The sequence below is a fragment of the Pseudomonas sp. LFS074 genome (assembly GCF_047978165.1).
Lineage (GTDB): Bacteria > Pseudomonadota > Gammaproteobacteria > Pseudomonadales > Pseudomonadaceae > Aquipseudomonas > Aquipseudomonas putida_P.
This window is the reverse complement of sequence record NZ_JBFPFV010000001.1, coordinates 3162085-3183898: the sequence shown is the minus strand read 5'-3', so window position 1 is coordinate 3183898 and position 21814 is coordinate 3162085. Positions and strand designations below refer to the sequence as shown.

At 60.1% G+C, this 21814-nt stretch carries 18 protein-coding genes and 2 pseudogenes; 16 read left to right on the top strand and 4 right to left on the bottom strand.

From position 1 onward, the window contains the following. Positions 1–25: 25 nt before the first annotated feature. The 3 genes from tssC to ACNQP3_RS14550 all read right to left on the bottom strand — a co-directional run bounded on the left by tssC (position 26) and on the right by ACNQP3_RS14550 (position 2896). Positions 26–1528 carry a type VI secretion system contractile sheath large subunit gene (gene tssC / locus ACNQP3_RS14560; RefSeq protein WP_264316120.1) on the bottom strand — a complete coding sequence of 501 codons (1503 nt, stop codon included), beginning with the start codon at positions 1526–1528 and terminating at the stop codon, positions 26–28. Between the two features lie 14 nt (positions 1529–1542). After that, positions 1543–2082 carry a type VI secretion system contractile sheath small subunit gene (gene tssB / locus ACNQP3_RS14555; protein ID WP_012272397.1) on the bottom strand — a complete coding sequence of 180 codons (540 nt, stop codon included), beginning with the start codon at positions 2080–2082 and terminating at the stop codon, positions 1543–1545. 64 nt (positions 2083–2146) lie between these two features. Next, complete coding sequence (locus ACNQP3_RS14550) at positions 2147–2896, bottom strand: hypothetical protein (RefSeq protein WP_060514580.1); 750 nt, start codon at positions 2894–2896, stop codon at positions 2147–2149. A gap of 907 nt (positions 2897–3803) precedes the next feature. Here ACNQP3_RS14550 and tre1 point away from each other — a divergent pair. From tre1 to ACNQP3_RS14485, 13 genes and pseudogenes are all read left to right on the top strand, one after another. Continuing rightward, positions 3804–5291: an NAD(+)--protein-arginine ADP-ribosyltransferase Tre1 gene (gene tre1, locus ACNQP3_RS14545; protein WP_264317279.1), complete on the top strand. Its 1488-nt coding sequence runs from the start codon at positions 3804–3806 to the stop codon at positions 5289–5291. After that, entirely contained in the window at positions 5288–6403 is a 1116-nt protein-coding gene (gene tri1 / locus ACNQP3_RS14540) for an ADP-ribosylarginine hydrolase Tri1 (protein WP_012272394.1), read from the top strand. Before tre1 ends, tri1 begins: the two co-directional genes overlap by 4 nt. Positions 6404–6595: 192 nt before the next feature. Beyond that, entirely contained in the window at positions 6596–8437 is a 1842-nt protein-coding gene (gene tssI / locus ACNQP3_RS14535) for a type VI secretion system tip protein VgrG (RefSeq protein WP_012272393.1), read from the top strand. A 21-nt stretch (positions 8438–8458) separates the two neighbouring features. Next, the gene (locus ACNQP3_RS14530) at positions 8459–9052 is read left to right on the top strand and encodes a DcrB-related protein (RefSeq protein WP_012272392.1); all 594 of its coding nucleotides are present in this window, start codon (positions 8459–8461) and stop codon (positions 9050–9052) included. Then, complete coding sequence (locus ACNQP3_RS14525) at positions 9049–10281, top strand: PAAR domain-containing protein (RefSeq protein ID WP_264317278.1); 1233 nt, start codon at positions 9049–9051, stop codon at positions 10279–10281. The genes ACNQP3_RS14530 and ACNQP3_RS14525 overlap by 4 nt, the downstream gene beginning before the upstream one ends. A gap of 10 nt (positions 10282–10291) precedes the next feature. Next, the gene (locus ACNQP3_RS14520) at positions 10292–10978 is read left to right on the top strand and encodes a hypothetical protein (protein WP_264317277.1); all 687 of its coding nucleotides are present in this window, start codon (positions 10292–10294) and stop codon (positions 10976–10978) included. Between the two features lie 214 nt (positions 10979–11192). Further along, positions 11193–11384 (top strand): annotated as a pseudogene (locus tag ACNQP3_RS14515) (hypothetical protein); the annotation flags it as partial. Between the two features lie 709 nt (positions 11385–12093). Continuing rightward, positions 12094–12408: a hypothetical protein gene (locus ACNQP3_RS14510; protein WP_264317276.1), complete on the top strand. Its 315-nt coding sequence runs from the start codon at positions 12094–12096 to the stop codon at positions 12406–12408. 176 nt (positions 12409–12584) lie between these two features. Then, a pseudogene (locus tag ACNQP3_RS14505) lies at positions 12585–12781 on the top strand (hypothetical protein); the annotation flags it as partial. Positions 12782–12978: 197 nt separating this feature from the next. Next, positions 12979–14154, top strand: a complete 1176-nt coding sequence (locus tag ACNQP3_RS14500) for a M20 aminoacylase family protein (protein ID WP_012272389.1) — start codon at positions 12979–12981, stop codon at positions 14152–14154. Positions 14155–14238: 84 nt separating this feature from the next. Beyond that, positions 14239–15549 carry a citrate-proton symporter gene (locus ACNQP3_RS14495; RefSeq protein ID WP_012272388.1) on the top strand — a complete coding sequence of 437 codons (1311 nt, stop codon included), beginning with the start codon at positions 14239–14241 and terminating at the stop codon, positions 15547–15549. Further along, entirely contained in the window at positions 15546–17003 is a 1458-nt protein-coding gene (locus tag ACNQP3_RS14490; RefSeq protein WP_069942600.1) for an amidase, read from the top strand. Before ACNQP3_RS14495 ends, ACNQP3_RS14490 begins: the two co-directional genes overlap by 4 nt. Positions 17004–17068: 65 nt before the next feature. Then, positions 17069–17842 (top strand): IclR family transcriptional regulator, encoded by a 774-nt coding sequence (locus ACNQP3_RS14485; protein WP_012272386.1) that lies wholly within the window; start codon positions 17069–17071, stop codon positions 17840–17842. 26 nt (positions 17843–17868) lie between these two features. On the opposite strand, the gene ACNQP3_RS14480 is transcribed toward ACNQP3_RS14485, so the two are convergent. After that, positions 17869–18741: a helix-turn-helix domain-containing protein gene (locus tag ACNQP3_RS14480; RefSeq protein WP_264317275.1), complete on the bottom strand. Its 873-nt coding sequence runs from the start codon at positions 18739–18741 to the stop codon at positions 17869–17871. Positions 18742–18918: 177 nt separating this feature from the next. On the opposite strand from ACNQP3_RS14480, the gene ACNQP3_RS14475 reads away from it, so the two are divergent. Genes ACNQP3_RS14475 through ACNQP3_RS14465 form a run of 3 tightly spaced genes read left to right on the top strand, consistent with a single transcriptional unit; the run spans position 18919 to position 21784 of the window. Next, entirely contained in the window at positions 18919–19746 is an 828-nt protein-coding gene (locus ACNQP3_RS14475; RefSeq protein ID WP_179027610.1) for an SDR family NAD(P)-dependent oxidoreductase, read from the top strand. Then, positions 19743–21461, top strand: a complete 1719-nt coding sequence (locus tag ACNQP3_RS14470; protein ID WP_264317274.1) for an FAD-dependent oxidoreductase — start codon at positions 19743–19745, stop codon at positions 21459–21461. The genes ACNQP3_RS14475 and ACNQP3_RS14470 overlap by 4 nt, the downstream gene beginning before the upstream one ends. Beyond that, positions 21461–21784 (top strand): NIPSNAP family protein, encoded by a 324-nt coding sequence (locus ACNQP3_RS14465; RefSeq protein WP_012272382.1) that lies wholly within the window; start codon positions 21461–21463, stop codon positions 21782–21784. The genes ACNQP3_RS14470 and ACNQP3_RS14465 overlap by 1 nt, the downstream gene beginning before the upstream one ends. The last annotated feature ends 30 nt before the right edge of the window (positions 21785–21814 follow it).

Sequence of the window (21814 nt, the reverse complement as noted above, 5' to 3'; positions counted from 1 at the left end):
TGTCATCCCTGTACACAGCGGGCTGTCAGCCGCGCGCGCCTTGTGGCAGCTCGGCGACCAGCCGCAGCGAGGCGGTCAGTTCGTCCAGTTGGTAGTGCGGGCGCAGGTACGTGACGGCCTTGTACACGCCTGGCTTGCCTGGCACCTCGAACACCTCGGCGCGGGCCTCACGCAGCGGGAACTTGGCCTTGGCTTCCTGGCTGGCGGTATCGTCGAGCAGCACATAGCTGGCCAGCCACTGGTTGAGGAAGCGCTCCACGTCCATGCGCGAGGCGAAACTGCCGATCTTGTCGCGCATGATCGCCTTCATGTAGTGGGCGATACGCGAGGTGGCGAAGATGTATTGCAGTTGGGCCGACAGGCGTGCGTTGGCATTGGCGATGTCGGTGTTGTACTGCTTTTGCTTCTGCGCCGACTGGGTGCCGAAGAATGCGGCATAATCGGTGCCCTTGCAGTGCACCAGGGGGATGAAGCCCAGGTCCGACAGCTCTTTTTCGCGGCGGTCGGTAATGGCGATTTCGGTCGGGCACTTGAGGGCGATTTCGCCATCGTCGGTGTTGAAGGTGTGGGTCGGCAGGCCTTCGACCAGGCCGCCCCCTTCCACGCCGCGGATGGCTACGCACCAGCCGTAGCGGGCGAAGGCATCGGTGACGCGGGTGCCAAGGGCATAGGCGGCGTTCATCCACAGGTATTTGTTGTGGTCACGGCCGTCGACGCTTTCGACGAAGTTGAATTCCTCCACCGGCGTGGTATCGGGGCCATACGGCAGGCGGCCAAGCACATGGGGCAGGGTGAGGCCGACGTAGCGAGAGTCTTCCGATGCGCGGAACGATTTCCACTTGGCGTATTCGACGGTGTCGAAGATCTTCGCCAGGTCTCGCGGGCCGGACATCTCGGTGAACGAGTCCCAGCCGAACAGTTCAGGGGAGGCGGCGGAGATGAACGGCGCGTGCGCCGCTGCGGCCACGTGCGAGATCTCTTCCAGCAGGTACATGTCTTCGGGGTTGCGGTTGAATTCGTAGTCGCCGATCAGCATGCCGAACGGCGCGCCACCGAAAGTGCCGTACTCTTCTTCGTAGACTTTCTTGAACAGTGCGCTCTGGTCGAATTCGCTGGCAGCCTTCAGATCACGTACCAGGTCTTTCTTGGAGGCATTGAGCAGGTGAATTTTCAGCGTGGTGCTGGTTTCGGTCTGGTCTACCTGGTACTTCAGGCCACGCCAGGAGGCTTCCAGCTGCTGGAACTCGCGAGCGTGCATGATTTCGTTCATCTGCTCGGAGAGCATCGCGTCGATTTCGGCGATACGCGAGTCGAGCACGGCGATCAGGTCCTTGCTCGGGGTCATCTCGCCTTCGAGCATCTGGTTCACCAGTTCGCCGATCAGGTCGCGGGTGCGGTTGCGTTCGGTGTCGGAACGGGCCACGCGGCTTTGCGAAATGATGCTGTCCAGCAGCGAGGGCTGTGGGGCGAAGTTTTCCACTTCGACCAGTTCGCCGGCCTGTTGCGGTGCGGTTTGCTTGTCGGTCATGTTAAGGCTCCTGCTCAGGCGCGATCGCTGCTGGATGGGTCTTTCACTTCGGCTTCACGGCCGAATTCCTTGCCCAGGGTCTTGAGCTTTTCGGTGTTTTGCAGCACGTCCATCAGCAGCTCTTCGAGCTTGTCGTTGCCGCCCATCTTGTTGCGCAGGTCGGCCAGCTTGTTGCGCACTTCCAGCAGCTTGCGCAGTGGTTCCACCTGCTTGACCACGTTCTGTGGCTCGAAGTCTTCGAGGCTGTTGAAGTTCAGCTCCACGCCCAGCTGGGTGCCGTTCTTGGCCAGGGTGTTGTCGACGCGGTAGGTCAGGCGTGGCTTGATGCCCTTGAGCACACCGTTGAAATTGTCGCGGTCGATGAAGACGAACTTGCGGTCCTTGAGCTTGGGCAGCGGCTCCAGCGGGTTGCCGGAAAAGTCGCCCAGTACGCCGACGACGAAGGGCAGCTCCTTTTTCTCGATGGCATCGCCGATGTCCACGTCGTAGGTGATATGGACCCGAGGCGCGCGGACGCGGTCGAGTTTGTGCTGAGTGCTTTCCTTCTTCGCCATCGTGTTCTCCAGTGCGAGCAGTTCGCTGCGAATCATTGCGCGGCCCGGTAAGGGGCGTTGCGGGTTACAGGCCTTCGATCGTCAGCAGCAGGCGCTGACGGATGTCGTCGTTCATTTCCAGAATGTTGTCGCGGCCCACCAGCTCTTCGAAGCTGGTGTTGCCGGCAATTTGCGTGCTGCTACGGATGACCGAATCGTCGGGAAGTTCCGAACGCACCGGCGAGCTGATGACGCAGAACGGCAAGTCACCAAAGCCCTTGAGGCGCTCGAAGCTCAGGCTGTAGCGCAGGCCTTCGAACAGCCGGCCAAGGCCTGGCGACTTGCTCAGGCAGTAGAACAGCACCAGGTAGTGCACCACGAAGCGGTACAGCTCGGCGCTGCTGCGGTTGGGGTCTTTGATGACGTTGCGAAACCGCGCCAGTTCGAAGGTGTGGAAGCCCACCACCCAGCGTGTCGGGCTGGTGATGCGGATGACCTGGCCGCTCTGTGCGAGGGCCTTGTCGTACTCCAGCGGGAACAGTTCGGGGGTGGTGCTGATCAGGTTCAGCGGCACTTCCAATTCGCTGACCAATTGGAATGGCGCGGCCGAGCCGATGCGATCGTAGAGTTCGATCAGGGACTGGAAATGGCCCTGGGTTTCGCGCCCGCTGCTGCGTTGGGCGCCTTGCAGGTATTCGCCAAACAGGGTTTGCGGACGGATCAGCGGCGCCACGGTGGCAAGGTAATCCGCCGCCTGCGCCTTCAGCGCATCGGAGATCGCCCGCGTCTGGCTACGCAGCTTGATCAGTGCTTCGACATCGAATGTCTGGGTCATCGGTGCATCGTCCATGTGCCTGCTTGATCGTCCTGAAACGCCAATGGCGCGGACCTGAAATAGAGCCTTCGGCGGCGGTAAATTTGAGTGCTGGCACATGAATATTGTGTTGCCAGCAATGCCGAGTAGGGCACCTCACTGCGGAAGAAGTTCCGGCGAAGGGGGCGATTTATTACTCGTATTGTGACGCGGCGCAATAATGGCGCTGTGATATTGGCGATGGGGCCGGGGCGCGGGGAACGGCGGCTCAAGCCCTAAATTTGGGGGGCGAGTAGGGCCGGAGATCGATGAAAATTATCGGCAAAAATATCTTTCAAAAAGTGAATCAGGTCCCATTTTTTGCGGCGACCGAGTGCTTGGCGGGGTGATGACAAGGCAAGGTGGAATGATGGCAGTGCGACGGAATATGGCGTGGCTAGAGGCACCTGTGAAGGGATGCTATCGCCCGTCAACCTGTTGAACTAGAGGCGAGAGGCGTTCATAGCTGTCGAGGCTGTGCGGCGACATTCAATCGGGGCGTTGGATCTTCACGCCGCGACCGGACTGAATGGCCACGTAATACGCGTTCTCCAACCCAACGGACACAATCCGACTTACTTAATCGCGGACGCGTCTACTGCTCCAACAACCCGTAATACGCCATTTGGTAAAGGCATTTTGACGTTAGCTCCATGGCCCTATAGCGCAAGGCCATCATTTGACAGCCTCTGTCAAGCACGTTTTCATTGGGCGATTTCCAGCTTGATGCAGGATGCATTGACATGATTACGGACGCCCTCGAATCGGTGCTCACGCGGCAGACTTCGCGTAGCAGGCATACGCTATCAGTTGGCTCAGTTGTGTTTCCTTCAGGCTCGCCAAGGTGTGTGTCAATTACGCCATTCTTCAACGGACTGTGATCTAGAAAATGGACCTTTTAGCTAACGTCCCTAGCTGGAGTGACATCGAGCGCAGCCTCGATCAGAAATTCAGCGCGGTGAACCAGAGCATCCACCAGGGGCTGCAGAGCGCCAATGACAGCTGGCACGGTTTCTCTCGGCGCGTTAGTGATGGCGCCGGCCAAGCCTATGGCTACCTGGGTGGCCATCGCATCGACAATGTGCAACAGGCACTGGCGATGTCGTATCCGATCTTCCAGGAAGACCTCAAGCGCAAATGGGCTTCGATCGGTATCGAACAGATTTTGCCGGTGCTGCTGCAACTGGTGAAGGAAGTGTCGATGATCCTCGGTGGGAGTATTGCCGTGGGCTCTGCTGCAGGCGGTGCGATCGGTGCTTTGGCCTTTGGCGTCGGCGCGGCGCCCGGCGCCGTGGCAGGGGCGGGCATCGGTCTGGAGGTCGGTAACCTGATCCTTCTTGCGTTGGGCCTGTCGGCGATCGCCGAATACTTCATCAAAGGGCTGCCGGTTTGCCTGGCCACTCTTCAGGAGGGTATCGCTACGGCCTGGAATGCCGAAGAAGGCGTCAAGCCTGCCGGGCTGGACCCTACTGGAGGGTCGGTGGCCGTTATCCAGGAGCGAACCGAACGCGCCGCGCGGCAGCTGGCCCGCGGGCAGGAACAGCTGGTGTTGTTGTTACTGATGGCCATCGTCACCTACCTGCTGCGTGGACAGATGAAGGCCGGCATCATGGGCAGCATGGAGAACATTGCCACGCGCAGTGCCAAGCTGCAGGCCGACATTGCCAACAAGCAGTTTGGTGCCTGGCTTGCCAAGAACGAAGCCAAGCTGCTGGCTCACCCAGACCTGCAGATCAAGGGCCCCACCCCCGTCAAGAAACCTGAGCCGCTGCAGCCCGCTCGTCAACCGGAAAAAGCCTCGGCACCGAAGCCTGTAGCAAAACCGGCAGTCATGTCTTTGCGAGAAGCCGTGGGTAGTCAGACTGCAGACCGCTGGATATCCACGGGCAGGCGCATCGCCGACTTCACCGACCCTAAGCGTTCAGCCTTGCTCACGGACGATCAGATCGGCGCGCTGCATGGCTACACCACCAACGAAGGCTATCAGTGGATCAACCCGGCGCTGCGCGGGCAGACCCCGCTTAGCCCGCAGATGGAGGCCTTCGTCACGCATGCCAACGAAGGCCTCGCAAAGCTACCGTCCTACACGTTGGGGGATACCTTCCGCGGTACTACGTTGCCGGAGGATGTCATGTCGAGGATGCAAGTCGGTCTGCCAACCAGTGATGCAGCGTTCCTGAGTACTTCTGCAGACCGTGCCCTGGCATTCAACGGTAATGTGAAGATGACCTTGCAGGGCGTGACTGGCAAAGATATCAGCTTTCTGTCTGGCCACAGGGAAGCTGAGGTATTGTTTGGGCCAGGCACGCGCTTCAATGTTGTCGACAGGGTCGACAATGGCTCCGTCACTCAATTTATTCTCAAAGAAATCCCATGATCGATCTAAGAAGCCCAAACGCATTGCTGTCCGACTACGTCGAGCGCTACGCGCACCTGTCGCCGGAGCCCTCCCGGCAGCTGCAGCAGAGGATGGACTACAACGTGCGGGCAGACGCCCCAGCAGAGCCGGCGAGCAAGCCGCGCTGGTTGCAGTCCAGGGCCTGTACCTTGACGCCAGAACAGGCACTGGACCGCGCCAAAGGCGCGTTGCTGGGCCTGGCCATTGGCGATGCGGTAGGCACCACGCTCGAGTTCCTGCCGCGCGACCGGGAGCATGTGAACGACATGGTCGGTGGCGGGCCATTCAGGCTTGCTGCCGGCGAGTGGACCGATGACACTAGCATGGCGCTTTGCTTGGCGGATACGTATGTAAGCCAGGGCAAGTTCGACTACGCCACCTACGCAAATGCCTTGGTGCGCTGGTATCGACACGGGGAAAACAGTGTCAATGGCCGTTGTTTCGACATCGGCAACGCTACACGTAACGCGCTTGAAGGCTGGTTGCGCGAAGGCATCGGTTGGCAAGGCAACTACGACCCGTCCACTGCAGGTAATGGCTCGATCATACGCCTCGCGCCCACGGCCATCTTTCGTCGACATTCACTGTCTGCGAGTTGGTGGGAAAGCGTCACGCAGAGCAGCGTGACCCATAACGCCGATGAAGCGGTGAACTGTTGCCAGTTGCTCGCCGCACAACTGCATCTGGCACTGAACGGTGCAGACAAGGAAGAAACCCTTGCACCTGCGGTGCGCTCGCTGCGTCCGCGCCCGATGATCATCAATGCTGGCGAGTACAAACAGAAGAGCCGCGATCAGATCCGCTCTTCTGGTTATGTGGTCGACACGCTGGAGGCAGCCCTGTGGGCTGTATGGAACAGCAACAACTTCCATGACGCGATTCTTCTGGCCGCCAACCTTGCCGATGATGCTGACAGCGTCGCGGCCACAGCCGGCCAGCTGGCTGGCGCGCTGTACGGTGTGTCAGGCATGCCACCGGAGTGGGTGGAGAAGGTCGCCTGGTCGCAGCATATCCAGAAGCTGGCACAGGAACTGTTCGACCGCGCACCGCAGGTGGATGAACTGGATGCACTGTTGTACGGGAAGCGATAACGGCAGGCTCAGGAAATTGCCCTGACGTGCAAAAGCGTGACAGTTGTCGCGTTTCTGTCAACGCGCCGCGGCACTTTTTCGGGTGCTGTCGGTCGCATGAAATCGCGGTGCGCCTGCCTGGCATCCCGCATGAACAAAGTTGTAGCTAAGCATCGCAAGCGCGTGCTGGCCCTGTTTTCAAGGAGATTTCGCATGATCATGGAACTGGCCTCCGCGCTGCTATCGCCGCAGAACCGCCGGCTGTTCAAGTTTCACAACCTGGCCAACCCTGAGCAGGAACTGTTGCTGGAAACCTTCAAGGGCGTCGAGGGCCTTTCGCGGGCGTTCAACTACGAACTGCTGCTGATCTGCGAAGACTCTGGCGTGCCGCTTAAATCCATGATGGGCCAGCACGTGAGCATCGAGATCGAGTTGGCCGAAGGTGCTCCACGCCACATCACCGGTTACCTTACGCGCTTTGCCAGCATTGGCAGCGATGGCGGCATGGCCCGTTACACCGCCACCCTCAACCCCTGGTTTTCGATGCTGAAGAACCGCTTCGACACGCGGATCTTCCAAGGCAACACGGTCGAGGAAGTGGTCACCGAAGTATTCGCCCTGTGTCCGGCTTTCTCCCGCCACGAGTTCCGCCTGACCCGCCCGCAGAAGCGCTACACCTACATTACCCAGTACCGCGAAACCGACTTCAATTTCGTCCAGCGCCTGCTGGAGGAAGAGGGGATGTTCTATTACTTCGAGCACACCGCAGAAGGCCACACCATGATCATCTGCGATGACTCCAGCACACTGGTGGACATCCCCGAGCAGCCGCAAATCCGTTTCCACAGCGCCTCGGTTACCGAGACCGCCGACTCCATCACCCAGTGGAGCGGCAACCGCCAGCTGCAGTCCGGCAAGATGGCCACGCAGACCTTCGATTACCGCCAGCCCAACAACCGCCTGCCGGTGGCGCTGAACAGCGTGAACAAGCAGGGCGATGTCGAGAACTTCGAGATCTACGACTTCCCCGGTCAGTACACCCACGGCACCTACGATGAAGGCGAAACCCTGCTGCGCTTACGTATCGAAGCGCTGGAGCTGCGCGGCAAAAAGTTCGAAGGCGCCAGTAATTGCCGCGCCATGAAGCCCGGCTATACCTTCGAACTGCTGCAGCACTACAGCCACGATCAAGGCGCCGTAGAGGACCGACAGTTCCTGCTGATGAGCGTGGAAAGCGAAGGCCACAACAACTACCTCAGCGGCCAACAGGCGAGCTATTTCAACACGTTCAGTTGCGTGCGCAAGAAGATCCCGTTCCGCCCGCAACTGAGCACTCCCCGGCCGACCATCGCCGGCCCGCAGACTGCCATCATCGTTGGCCCACCCGGCGAAGAGATATTCACCGACGAACTGGGCCGGGTGAAAATCCAGTTTCACTGGGACCGTAAAGGCCAGCACAACGACCACAGTTCGTGCTGGGTACGCGTCGCCCAATCCGGCGCCAGTGGCGGCTTCGGCAGCATCCAGATCCCGCGCGTGGGCGATGAAGTGGTGGTGGTGTTCCTCGACGGCAACCCGGACCGCCCGTTGATCATGGGCAGCCTGTACAACAGCAGCAACACCCCGCCGTGGGCACTGCCGGCGAACAAGACCCAGAGTGGGTTCCTGACGCGCTCTACCAAAGGCAAAGGGTCGAATGCCAACTTCTTCCGCTTCGAAGACAAGGCCGGCGCCGAGCAAATCATCATGCATGCTGAGCGCAACCTGGATACCGAGGTTGAGGCAGATGAGAGTCTCAAGGTGGGTGGCAATCGAACGATCAATGTCGAAGGTAAGCATTCCGAGACGATCAAGCTGGAAACCAGCATTGCGGTGGAAGAGGGGTCGTACTTTGTGACCGTGGATCAAGGGGCGGTGAAAATTAAGGCGGCAACGTCTATTACGCTTGAGGTCGGAAACAGCAAGCTGGAGATGAAGTCGGATGGCACGATTACCCTGTCAGGTATCACTGTGGACGTTGCAGGCAGCACGATAATTAATCTGAACAAGTCTTGATTAGCGACAAGGAAAGGTCCCATGCGCGGTAATATCTACGACCGATTAGCTGAGCGACGCGAGCGCGAAGAGCGCGTTGAACGTGAGCGTCTGGAAGAGGGCGCTCTCAATGTAGAACCTCCTCCGCCGGAGCGCTTTCTTACAAATGAATTGAGCTTCGTTCGTCCAGAGAACTTAAAAGACAAGACTTTTCATGTTTTTACATTGACGGATATAGGGCCAAGCCCGTTCTCGCTCGTTGTTGGGCGTTCGCCTGCGGAGCAGGATGCAGACTTGGAGACGCTTGCACAACAACTGCTGGGTGAATTGAAAAAGACGTTGTCCCATGTTCAGTGGATCGAGCCGGTTACCCCGGTAGAGGTGGCTGGGTTGGAGGCGCGGCGTGTAGAGTTTCGCTGGCGGCAACAAGGCCAACCGGTTCATCAAGTACAGCTGATTTTTCTGCATCACGATGAGCACAAGCGCCCTTTGCTCATGCAGATTACCGGTACGAGTAACAATGCCAAAGGCATGACAGAAGATGAGCGTAGTGCTTTCAATACTTTAGTTGATAGTCTTCAATTGCGCCTTCCGCCTGCGAGAGAGGGGGATGCGCAACAGGTCGAGTCGGCATGACTGCGGCTGCCGCGAGATTAGACGATCCAATCGAGCACTCTAGCGCCTTAGGCGGATTACTTGCTGGTTTGGCGATTGGTGCAGGTGCAGTGCTCATCGGTATTGCTGTGGTTGGCACCGGCGGGCTTGGGGCGGTAGCCCTCGCTGCGATGGTGGGCGCGGGAGCCGCTACTGGTGCTGGAATTGGTCAACTGATTGGTAGCTTATCGTTCGCCTGTAGTGAAACGGGACAAATACGATCAGGGTCGGGCAACGTTTATATAAATGGGAAACCTGCTGCGAGGGCGCATCTGGATAATGCCGAGTGCTCTGATCATCCCGGGATCCCTAAGATATTAGCTCAGGGCAGCGATTCGGTATATATAAATGGTCAGCCTGCGGCTCGAGTAGGTGACAGAACAGTTTGCGATGCGAAAATAAGTGCGGGCTCTCCCAATGTATATATAGGTGGGGGCACCGAGACGACGGATGCCATTGACCCGGAGGTCCCTGTCTGGCTGGAGCGTGCAGTGATGGGGGTGGGACTGGCAAGTGCATTTGTGCTGGCAAGTCCTGTTTTGGTGGTGGCAGGGTTGGTGGGTGGTATAGCGGGTGGAATGGCAGGGCATTGGGCCGGCGGCGAGTTGTTTGGAGAGGGCTCCGACGGCCAGAAGTTGATGGCGTTTGGTGGTGCTCTGCTTGGAGGGGGGATCGGCGCCAAGGGCGGGAAGGCGTTTGATGCTCGCTATGAAATTAAAGTGCAGGGACTTGGTTCTAATCTCGGTAATCTAAAACTTGTAAGGAAACCGGTTCTCCCCCCAAAAACTGATAAAATTTCACCTGAATTGTATGGTGAACTGAGGAAAAAGACCCCCAGCGCTTCAATACGGAAAGCTGTTAATAAAGATGTCGTCCTTCCCATGAAAGATCCCGCGCTTCCAGGGCTTCAGGTTACGAGGGCCTTGCACGCGGACCATATTGTTCCCATGAAGAAAATTACAGAAATGGAAGGGTTCTCTCGGTTGACTTTCGAAGATCAAGTAAAGGTGCTAAACTACGAGCCAAACTTCCAGGGGTTGAGTGAAATTGCAAATACCTCAAAGGGGGCAAGGTCTTTTGCTGAATGGGAACTATACAAGAAAGGAGATATTCCTGTTGATCCAGCATTCCGGTCTGCCATGATGGATAAGGCTGCTAAGTTGGAGCCAGAGCTTCAGCAATATATTAATGGTTTGCTTTCAGGGTATTAAGGGGGTGAGAATGAATTGGTCTGAGTCTTTAAAGCAGCGTATTGTGACTGAGTTAAATGGCTATGATGTGTATTTCGCATCTTGTGACGTGCCCCTTGAAGTAAAATTCCCCAAGCAGTGGCTTGGCTTTGGTTTTTTAGATGATGAAAAAAAATATATCCCGGCGGAGTGGGTCGATTTTTCTGAAAAGTTACCATGGGTAAGCTCGTGGCTTGATAAGTGCGTGCTAGGCACTGTTTTGGCCGTAAGTGATAAGCCGTATCTTATGTATGTTTACGTCGATGGTGGTGATTTGTGCTTCTATATGGGGGGCGCTCCAGCAGGTATTGAAAGTTCGAGTTTAGATTACTGTCCTGACCTGCCTGCGGATTTTAAGCAGTTTTACTCAAAGCTGCATAATGGCTTTGGTTTTTACATCGGTTGTACCATGGGTCCATCGAGACTAGAGGATTTCGTTCAAATAAAGGACCTATGTGACGAAGAGTATCCAGCGCTTCCCGATATGTTAGGCGTATTTTCTAGCGGGGCTGGTGATTACTTGGCTATAGGTGAGGGGGCATTTAAGGGTGAGGCGTTTATTTGGTGGCATGAAAAGCCAGATACTCCTACGAAAGGAATCGATGTTTGGGATGTAATGGATTCGTGGATGTCAATATTTTTGGAGAATTCAGAGTCAAACGAGAACTTTCGGGCGTAATTTTTAGTTATTTTGCGAAAATACTTAGTGCGAGCCATGAACCACACCTACTCAAGGTGGAACCCAAGGTTAAGCGCTACCGGCGGCCTCCGTGCGCACCTGCATTATGACAACCCGCAGGGGCGCCTGACCGACATCAAACGGCTGGTCAACAATGAGGCGGTCGAGACACTCGCGCAGTATCTCTACTACGAACACGGCCAGCTGACCGCCGTACCTGAACAGCGACGACGGCCTGCCGCACACCATCCTCGATGCAACAGACAAGTCCAAGCACCTGTGGTGGAATACCCTGGCCCAGGTGGAGCGTTACCAGGACTACTCGGGCAAGAGCACCTATTACCGCTACGGCGAGCGTCAGCACCTGGTCGCGGTGACCGACGCGTTGAGCCAGACCACTACCCTGTCAGGGGTCACACTGGACGTAGCAGGCAGCACAATAATTAATCTGAATAAGTCTTGATTAGCGACAGGGAAAGGTCCCATACGCGGCAATTTTCACACGGATTAGCTGAGCGGCGTGAGCGCGAAGAGCGCCTTGAACATGAGCGTCTGAAAGAGGCCGCATCTTAATGCAGAGCCTCCTTCACCGGAGCGTTTTCTTACAATTGAACTGAGCTTCGCCAATAGCTCCGAGGGTGCAAAAATGGGAGCTAGCGGGGCTAGATATAGACAAGATACTGGTCCGAACTACGAGTGAGGCATGTTGCAATGATATCATGAAATGATCTGCTTGAAGAATACGACTCCGTTAGAGATCTTGTTGGCGGCGTTCACTTTTTCCAGGATGTAATGCGGGATTATACATACAATTATTGGTTAAGGCCGTCCAGTGATCTGGATTTGATTGTAGTTTCTCAAGGTGAGATAAAAGACTCGCTGGCGCTGGATATTTTAAATTCTGTTGCGCCGGAGGTGAGTCGAGTACATCCTTCGATATTTGTGCTGAACTCATCCGAAAGAGGCTTCACTCATGTGTTTGTTATTCCCAGTAATTTCCATGGTTACCTGAAGGGCAATGGCGGGGTGGTTAGGGATAAACTTTTTTATGTTTGCCAATCTTCAGGTGTGAGTTTTCCGGGCGCGAGACTACCGAAGAGTTTAAAGAGTTGCGTTTGCATTACGTCCCGACACTAGATGGGCAGAGACAGGCTTGCCCTAAGCTTCGGGTTTATTTTGATAATCCCCAAACCGGTGGTGGCACCGATGGCGCGGGGGTATTCCTCAAGTGGGCAGATTTATTAAGGGAGATTGACGCGCTTGACGGTATTTCAAATGGATTTATTGAAGTGGCCAATTGGCGCGATGAAGTCATTGAGATTACCTCTCCTGGCGAAGGTGAGTATATTTTGATTAGGAACAGAAAGGATGAGCAGGCACTGTCAGTTGAAGGCCTGTTTGATGAAATTAAAATTTTCGCTTTCGCTTGATCAGTGTTGAAGTTCGATTTGGCCGAATTCCGGGGTGGGTATTCCCACTCTAGTTGACTCGTTTGCTTTAAGTCCGATGCGATCTCTGCTGGGGCAATTACCAAGGTCTCACCCAACGTTGTCATCAACAGCCGAAAACTCGCCAACGCCTTGGGCCTGATCGCACTGGTCAACTCGACGGCAAGGGCCAGACGACCCGCCTGGTGCGCACGGCCCGTGGCCTGCCGAGCAGCCGCCAGGATGCCAAGGGGCAGCGGGTGCGCTACGAGTACGACAAGGCCGTCCGCCTCATCCCTAAAGCTTTGCCTACGACGTGTCGGACCGGCTAAGCGAAGAGGTGCGGGTGGATAACTTGACCCGGCGTTTCAGCTACTAAGCCCCGGAAATTTGACCACTCCCTTGCTCGCACCACTTCCCGCCTCCGCGACTGGTTCCGCTGGGTGGAACCACATTCGTTTGTTATCCCTCGTCACTCGCGCTTATCTGTCAGCCAAGCACGACCTGCCTTACGTGTCGTGACCTCAAGGCGAACAACAAGAACGGGAAACCACCCGCGCGAGGAGACTCTACATGTCCCGACATCAGCACATTCTGGCCTGGCTGAACGATGTGGCCAGCGACCTGCACGCGATCCGTCACGATATCCATGCCCACCCGGAACTGGGGTTCGAAGAAAGCCGCACTTCGGCGCTGGTCGCCCGGCTGCTCCTGGAATGGGGCTATGAAGTACACACCGGCATCGGCAAAACCGGTGTGGTCGGCGTGCTGCGCAATGGCAGCAGCCCACGCCGCCTGGGCCTGCGCGCCGACATGGACGCGTTGCCCATCCACGAAGCAACGGGCGCGGCCTACAGCAGCCAGCATCAAGGCTGCATGCACGCCTGTGGCCATGACGGGCACACCACCATGCTGCTGGGCGCGGCGCGCTACCTGGCGGCGACCCGGCAGTTCGACGGCACGCTGACGCTGATCTTCCAGCCGGCCGAAGAGGGCCAGGGTGGCGCCGAGGCAATGCTGGCCGACGGCCTGCTGGAACGCTTCCCCTGCGATGCACTGTTCGGCATGCACAACATGCCTGGGCTGCCGGCCGGGCACCTTGGCTTTCGCGAGGGGCCGATGATGGCCTCGCAAGACCTGCTCACGGTGACCCTCGACGGGGTGGGCGGCCATGGCTCGATGCCGCACCTGACCGTCGACCCGCTGGTGGCAGCGGCCAGTGTGGTGATGGCGCTGCAAACCGTGGTGGCGCGCAATATCGATGCGCAGGAGGCGGCGGTGGTCACCGTCGGTGCGTTGCAGGCTGGCGAAGCGGCCAACGTGATCCCGCAACAGGCGCTACTGCGCCTGAGCCTGCGCGCGCTGAACGCCGAAGTACGGGCGCAGACCCTGGAACGGGTGCGGGCGATCATCGTCAGCCAGGCCGAAAGCTTTGGCTGCCGCGCCAGCATCGAACACCGCCCGGCTTACCCGGTGCTGGTCAACCATGCAGCGGAAAATGCCTTCGCCACGCAGGTAGGGGTAGAGCTGCTCGGTGCCGAGGCGGTGGATGGCAACACCCGCAAGCTGATGGGCAGTGAAGACTTCGCCTGGATGCTGCAGCGCTGCCCGGGCGCCTACCTGTTCATTGGCAATGGGGTATCGCGGCCGATGGTGCACAACCCGGCCTATGACTTCAACGACGACATCCTGCTGACCGGCGCCGCCTACTGGGGCGCGCTGGCAGAGCGCTGGCTCGCGCCCGCCTGATCGGCCTTTTTTGGACGACTGCCGCTGGAACCTGGGCGCGCCCGCGCCTGGGCGTTCACCCAATCATTGTGTGGAGTGTTCCCTATGCAGACTTCGAGCACTGGCGTGTCGCGTACCCGGCAAGTGGTCGCCGCCGTTATCGGCAATGCCCTGGAATGGTATGACTTTATCGTGTACGGCTTTTTGGCCAGCATCATTGCCCGGCAGTTTTTCCCGTCCGACGATGAATACGCTTCGCTGCTGATGGCCTTGGCCACCTTCGGCGTCGGCTTTTTCATGCGCCCGGTGGGTGGCGTGTTGTTGGGCATGTATTCCGATCGCAAGGGCCGCAAGGCGGCCATGCAGATGATCATCCGCCTGATGACCGTGTCGATCGCGATGATCGCCTTTGCCCCCGACTACCTGGCCATCGGCATGGCGGCGCCGCTGTTGATCGTGGTCGCGCGCATGCTGCAGGGCTTTGCCACGGGTGGCGAGTATGCCAGCGCTACGGCGTTTCTGGTGGAAAGCGCGCCGGCCCACCGCAAGGGGCTATATGGCTCGTGGCAATTGGTAGGGCAGTGCCTGGCGGTGTTCTCCGGCGCGGCCATGGTGGCCCTGGTTACTCACCTGTGCACGCCTGAAGCGCTGGACAGCTGGGGCTGGCGTATTCCCTTCGTGCTGGGCCTGCTGATCGGCCCGGTGGGGCTGTGGATTCGCAAGCATATGGAAGAGCCCGAAGAGTTCGTCGAGGCGCGCCGCCAGGCCAAGGGACAGTCGCCCAGCCTGTGGCAGGTACTGCGTGAACATCGGCGTAGCCTGCTGGTGTCGATGGGCCTGGCCTGTGGCGCGACGGTGTCGTTTTACGTCGTGTTGGTGAACATGCCGACCTTCGCCCACAAGAACCTTGGGCTGCCGCTGGACCAGGTGCTGCTGGTACAGATGCTCGCGGTCGGGCTGATGACCGTGGTGATTCCGTTGTCTGGCGCGCTGTCTGACCGGTTGGGTCGGCGCCCGGTGCTGATGGCCTTCACCCTGGCGTTCTTCGTGATGGTCTACCCGCTGTATGTGTGGGTGGCCGCCGCGCCCTCCGTGGAGCGGCTGCTGGTCATGCAACTGCTGCTGTGCACCGCCATTGGCGGCTTCTTTGGCCCGGCACCTACCGCCTTGGCCGAGCAGTTCCCGGTCGAGGTGCGTTCCACTGGCGTGTCGGTGGCCTATAACGTAGCGGTAATGGTGTTCGGCGGCTTTGCCCCGTTGATCGTGACCTGGCTGAGCAAAGTGCTGGGTACCCCGGTGGCGCCATCGTTCTACGTGCTGTTCGCCTGCCTGCTGACGCTGTTGGCTACCTACTGCCTGAAAGAAGCACCCCGGGCGGGCCAGCCTGCCACTTTCAACCTTGGAGTAAAACCGTGAAGCCGCTAGCCATCGACCCCATCGTTGCCCTCGATGCAGAGGCATTGTCCCAGGCCATTCATGGCGGCCAGCTGTCGTGCCGGGAGGTGATGCAGGCTTACCTTGCGCATATCGAACGCTTCAACCCGCAGGTCAATGCGCTGGTGTCGCTGCGCCCGGCCGAGGTGCTGCTGGCCGAGGCCGACGAGCGCGACCGCGAACTTGCCCGTGGCCATTCGCGCGGCTGGATGCATGGCATGCCGCAGGCGATCAAGGACCTGGCCGCCACCGCCGGGCTGCGCACCACCCTGGGTTCGCCGCTGTTCGCCGAGCAGGTGCCCGAGCAGGATGCGATCAGCGTGGCGCGGGTGCGGGCTAGCGGGGCGCTGATCGTGGGCAAGAGCAACGTGCCTGAGTTCGGCCTCGGCTCGCAAACCTACAACAGCCTGTTTGGCACCACTACCAATGCCTACGACTCAGGGCGGGTGGCCGGTGGCAGCAGCGGCGGGGCGGCTGCGGCACTGGCCATGCGCTTGCTGCCGGTGGCCGACGGCAGCGACATGATGGGCTCGCTGCGCAACCCGGCGGCGTTCAACAACGTGTTCGGCCTGCGCCCGTCACAAGGCCGGGTGCCGCATGGGCCGGCGCCGGAGTTGTTCGTGCAGCAGCTGGCCACCGAGGGGCCGATGGGCCGCAGTGTGGTCGATGTGGCGCGGTTGTTGTCGATACAGGCTGGCGTCGACGCACGGGTGCCGCTGTCGTTAAGCGAAGGCCGGCGCGATTTCACCGACGCCTTGCAGCGCGACTTCCGAGGTGTGCGGGTCGGCTGGCTGGGCGACTACAACGGTTACCTGCCGATGGATGACGGGGTGATGAGCCTGTGCGAGTCGGCGCTGGCCGACTTTGCCGAACTGGGCTGCCAGGTCGAGGCCTGCCAGCCGGCATTCGACCTGGCACGCTTGTGGCAATGCTGGCTGAGCCATCGCCACTTCCTGGTGCACGGCAACCTCGGCGCGGCCTATGCCGACCCAGCCAAGCGCGCACTGCTCAAGCCCGAAGCCCAGTGGGAGGTGGAAGGTGGCTTGCAGATGAGTGCGGCGGCGCTGTACCAGGCCTCGTTGGACCGCAGCGATTGGTACCGCGCCTTGGCCAAGCTGTTCGAACGTTACGATTTCCTGCTGTTGCCCTCGGCCCAGGTGTTCCCTTTCGATGCACGCCAGCCATGGCCGACGGCGGTCGGCGGGCGGGCGATGGACACCTATCACCGTTGGATGGAGGTGGTGATCGGGCCAACCCTGGCCGGCTTGCCGAGCATCAGCGTGCCGGTCGGGTTCAATGCTGGCGGCCTGCCCATGGGCCTGCAGATCATAGGCCCGGCGCAGGCGGACCATGCCGTGTTGCAGCTGGCGTATGCCCATGAGCAGCTCACCCGCTGGGTGGAGCGTTGCCCGCCACAATGCCTGCAGGGTTCATGAAAGCACTGGGCAGGCGCGGTTCTTGCTGGCTATCCTGACCATCCCGCTACAAGGAGGTCATACCCATGGGCATCACGGCAGACAGCGGCGGCGTGCGTTCGGTGGAGCGGGCGCTGGCCATTGTCGACCTGCTGGGCGAACACCAGGCACTGGGCCTGGAAGAACTGCATTACCTGACGGCGCTGCCCAAGGCCACGGTGTCGCGCATGCTTGCCACCCTGCAGGAGCAAGGCTGGGTGTACCGTGGCCTGAGCGACAGGCGCTACCGGCTGTGCGCGCGGCGGCTGTTCGGTGACCGCCAGTTGCGCTTCAAGCGGCGCCTGGTGGAAAGCGCCGCGCCCATGCTGCTGGAGCTGAGTGAACGCACTGGGCTGGTAGCGGACCTGTCGTGCTTCGACGGCCAGCGGCTGGAAGTGATGGAAAGCGCCATTCCCCAGGTGTTGCGCAAGCGTTACCCGCACACCTGCCAGATCGTCGGGCACCATGCCAGCCTGTTCCATTCGGCGATGGGGCGGGCCTGCCTGGGTGAGCTGGCGGAGGACGAAGTGCAGCGCCTGGCGGCCCATGCGCGGCTGGGTGACGACACGTTGCTGCGCGATATCGAAGAAGAAGCCCACAAGGGCTTTGGTCAGCGGACCGAGGGGCACTGGGAGTACCCGGTGCGCCTGCCGTTCCTGATCCGCGCCATTGCCTTGCCGGTGCATGCCGAAGGGCGCCTTGCCGGGAGCATTGCCTTGCACTGGCCGCTGGACCAGGCGCCGGTGGAGCGGGTATTGAATTTACACTTGAGCAGCCTGGCGACCACCGTCGGCGAGGTGCAGCGGGCCTTGGCTGTTTGATCGTTCCTGCACCGCCCCTGCAGGTGTCAATGGCCTTCACGGAAAGCACTCGGGCTCACCCCAGCCTGCTTGCGAAAGAACCGGCTGAAATACCCCACATCGGCAAACCCCAGTTCATGGGCGATCTCTTTCACACTAAGGCTCGAATGCCCAAGCATGCGCTTGGCCTCCAGCACCTGGCGGGCATTGATCACGTTCATGGGTGTCATGCCCAGGTGCTCCTGGCATAACCGCCCCAACGTCGCCAGGGTCATGCCCAGTTCGGCGGCGTAGTCTGCCAGTGGCCTGTGCGCGCGGTAGTGCATGTCTACCAGCTCGCGAAAAGCGGTCAACTGCTGGCTGCGCCTGGATACCGGTCGCTGTTCCCCCTGGGGCAGGTGCGGCTCATGGCGCAGCACCTGGATCATCAGCGTCAGCAATAGCGCCATGCTGCTGGCCACATGCTCGCGGGCGCGGTTGTGGTATTCCTCGCGCAGGGCCCGGCACAGTGGCAGCAACGGGTCCTCATCAGCGGCCCATTTCGGCAGGGCGACCACCTGCGGTTTGCGAAGTTGCACCAGCAGGTTGGGCGCCAGCACCTGGGCGATGCTCTCCAGCGGGTGTTGCGCGGCAGTGATCACCTGGCCCTCGACCTGGCCGGCCCAATGAAAGCCATGCACCACTTGCGCCGGCACATACACCACGCAAGGCGCATGAACCTGCAACCGGTCACTGTCGAACAGCACTTCACCGCCACCGCTTTGCAGGTACAGCAGCTGCAGCAAGCCTTCGTGACGGTGTGCGGCGATTTCCCAGTTGTGCGCGCCAGAGCGCTGGGAAATCTGCTCCACGTGCAGGGCTTCGTGCCACACCGGCTGTGCGGTTTCACCGTACAGGGCGTAATTGGGGATTTTGTTCATGTTGTTGTAATTGTTCTGTTCGGTACCTGATCACTGTGCCACAGCTGTACGCAGGCTTCAGGGCACAAAGGAAAAAATGACGGGAATGTGGGGCTGGTTGCAGGTTTTGTCCATTCTGCCGATGGGCCTGCCGGCCATAGGCTGTTGTCCAGAACAAGCGACACTCTGGAGAACAGCATGAACAACAATAAGATTGCCTCTCAGTGGCTGGGCCTGGACTCGGCCGTATGCGTGGTAACCGGCGCCGCCGGCGGCATTGGTGCCGCGCTGGCCGCAGCCTTGGTGGAGCAGCAGGCCCACGTGGTGCTGCTGGACCGCGACCTGGACAAATGCCGCGAACTGGCGGCCACCTTGGGTGAGCACAGCACGGGCGAAGTCAGCGCCCTGGCCTGTGACATTGCCGACCCGGCCAGCGTGGAGCAAGCGGCTGCCCAGGTGCAGGCACTGCATGGGCGCTGCGATGTGCTGGTCAACAATGCCAGCGTGCTGCGCCCCGGCGCGCTGGACACGCTGAGCCTGGAGCAATGGAACCAGGTGCTGGCGGTCAACCTCAGCGGCTACCTGTTGTGTGCCCAGGCCTTCGGCCGCTCGATGCTGGCTCGCGGCCAGGGCCGCATCGTGCATGTAGCCTCGATTGCCGCCCATTACCCGCAACCCAACAGCGGTGCCTACAGCGCGGCCAAGGCTGGCGTGAGCATGCTGTCGCGGCAGCTTGCCGTGGAGTGGGGGCCGCGGGGTGTGCGCAGCAACGCCGTGTGCCCGGGCTTGATCCGCACGCCCTTGTCGGCGGCGTTCTATGCCGACCCGCAGGTGGAACGCCAGCGTAGCGCCATGACCGCCAACCGTCGCATTGGTGAGCCGCAGGATATCGCCGAGGCCGTGCTGTTTCTGGCCAGCCGCCGCGCCGACTATATCAACGGCGCCGAGCTGACCGTGGATGGCGGGCTGGAGTGCATGCCCATGGCATTGATCCCGCGCCCGGGCTTCGAGGGGGCTGGCCAATGAATACGCGTAGCTGCGATGTACTGGTAATCGGCGCGGGGGCTGGCGGCCTGGCGACAGCCATCACGGCGAAAAAGCTTGGCCTGGATGTCATCGTCATTGAAAAGGACGACTGCTTTGGTGGCACCACGGCGTTTTCCGGTGGCGTGTTGTGGGTGCCGGGCAACCCGCACGGGGCCGAGGACAGCCATGCAGCGGCCATGACCTACCTGCGCAACGAAGCCGGTGCCTGTTTCGATGCGGCGGGGGTGGAAGCCTTCTTGCGCTACGCGCCGCAGATGGTGGCGTTTTTCGAGCGCGAAACGGCGGTCAAGTTCGTGCCCACGCTGTACCCCGATTACCACCCACAGGTGGAGGGTGGTGTCGATGTGGGCCGCTCGATACTGGCCGCTCCTTACGACATTCGTGGCCTGGGGCCGGACATGGCGCGCCTGCGCCCGCCGCTGAAGACCATCACGTTCATTGGCATGATGTTCAATTCGTCGAATGCCGACCTCAAGCATTTCTTCAATGTCACCCGCTCGCTGACTTCGTTCGTGTATGTGGCCAAGCGCCTGATAACCCATTTGAAGGAGCTTGCCCTGTACCGACGTGGCACCCAGGTCACCAGCGGCAATGCCCTGGCAGCGCGGCTGGTACGCTCGGCACTGGACCTGGGCATCCCGATTCTCACAGGTACACCGGCGCGGCAACTGCTGCATGAAGAGGGTCGAGTGACAGGGGCATTGGTCGGGCAGGCTGACAGCGAGCAGCGCATTCAGGCCCGGCGTGGGGTGGTACTGGCTTGTGGCGGTTTCTCCCATGATTTGCAACGGCTGCGCCAGGCCTACCCGCATGTGCGGCGTGGCGGCGAGCACTTTTCGCCGGTGCCGGCGGGCAATACCGGTGACGGTGCGCGCATGGCCGAGGCGTTGGGGGCCAAGGTCGATATCCGCCTGCAGGCAGCCGCCGCCTGGATGCCGGTATCGAAGGTGCCAGTGGCTGGCGGGCGGCACATTGCCTTTCCGCATTTGCTCGACCGCTACAAGCCAGGTGTGATCGGCGTGCTGCGTTCGGGGCAGCGTTTCACCAACGAGTCGAACTCTTACCATGACGTGGGCGCAGCATTGATCGAAGCCTGCGCCGGTCAGGCAGAAACCGCCATGTGGCTGGTGTGCGACCGCCGCACCCTGGCCAAGTATGGCCTGGGCTTTGCCAAGCCTGCACCGATGCCGTTGGGGCCCTTGTTGCGTAATGGTTACCTGCTCAAGGGCAAGACCCTGGCCGAGCTGGCGGGCAAGGCCGGTATCGACGCGCAAGGGCTGCAGCAGACCGTGCGCGAATACAACCTTGGCGCGGTGCAGGGCGAAGACCGCCAGTTCGGTCGCGGCAGCACCAGCTTCAACCGCTACCTGGCCGACCCGCAGCAACAGCCCAACCCGTGCGTGGCGCCGGTGGGCGAAGGGCCGTACTTTGCCGTGAAGGTGATCATGGGCGACCTGGGCACCTTCGACGGGCTACGCACCAGCGTGGTCGGTGAAGTATTGGCGGCCGATGGGCAGGCCATCGACGGCCTGTACGCGGTGGGTAATGACCGCGCCAGCATCATGGGTGGCAACTACCCCGGCGCGGGCATCACCCTGGGGCCGATCATGACCTTTGGCTACATCACTGGCCGTCACTTGGCAGGTGTCGAGCAGGGGCTGGCGGCGGCGGGCAATGCACGGGAGGTGGCGTGATGGACAAGCCTGTGGTCGACCACCGTATCTACACCATTCGCCCACGCTGCATGGCGGCGTTTCTCGAAGCCTTTGACCAGTTGGCGATGCCGATCTTGCTGCGCCACCTCGGCGCACCCCTGGCGTTCTACACCAGCAGCATCGGCCCGTTGAACCAGGTGGTGCACTTGTGGGGCTATGACAGCCTCGATGATTTTGAAAAGCGCAGCGCGGCGCGGGATGCCGACCCGGACTTTGCTGCCTATCTGCATGCCACCCGCGACCTTGTGGTAGCGCAGGAGACACGGATCATAAGGCCTGTGCGCTTGCCCAGCCTGGGCTGAAACACCGTCATAAAAACAACAACAGGTGAT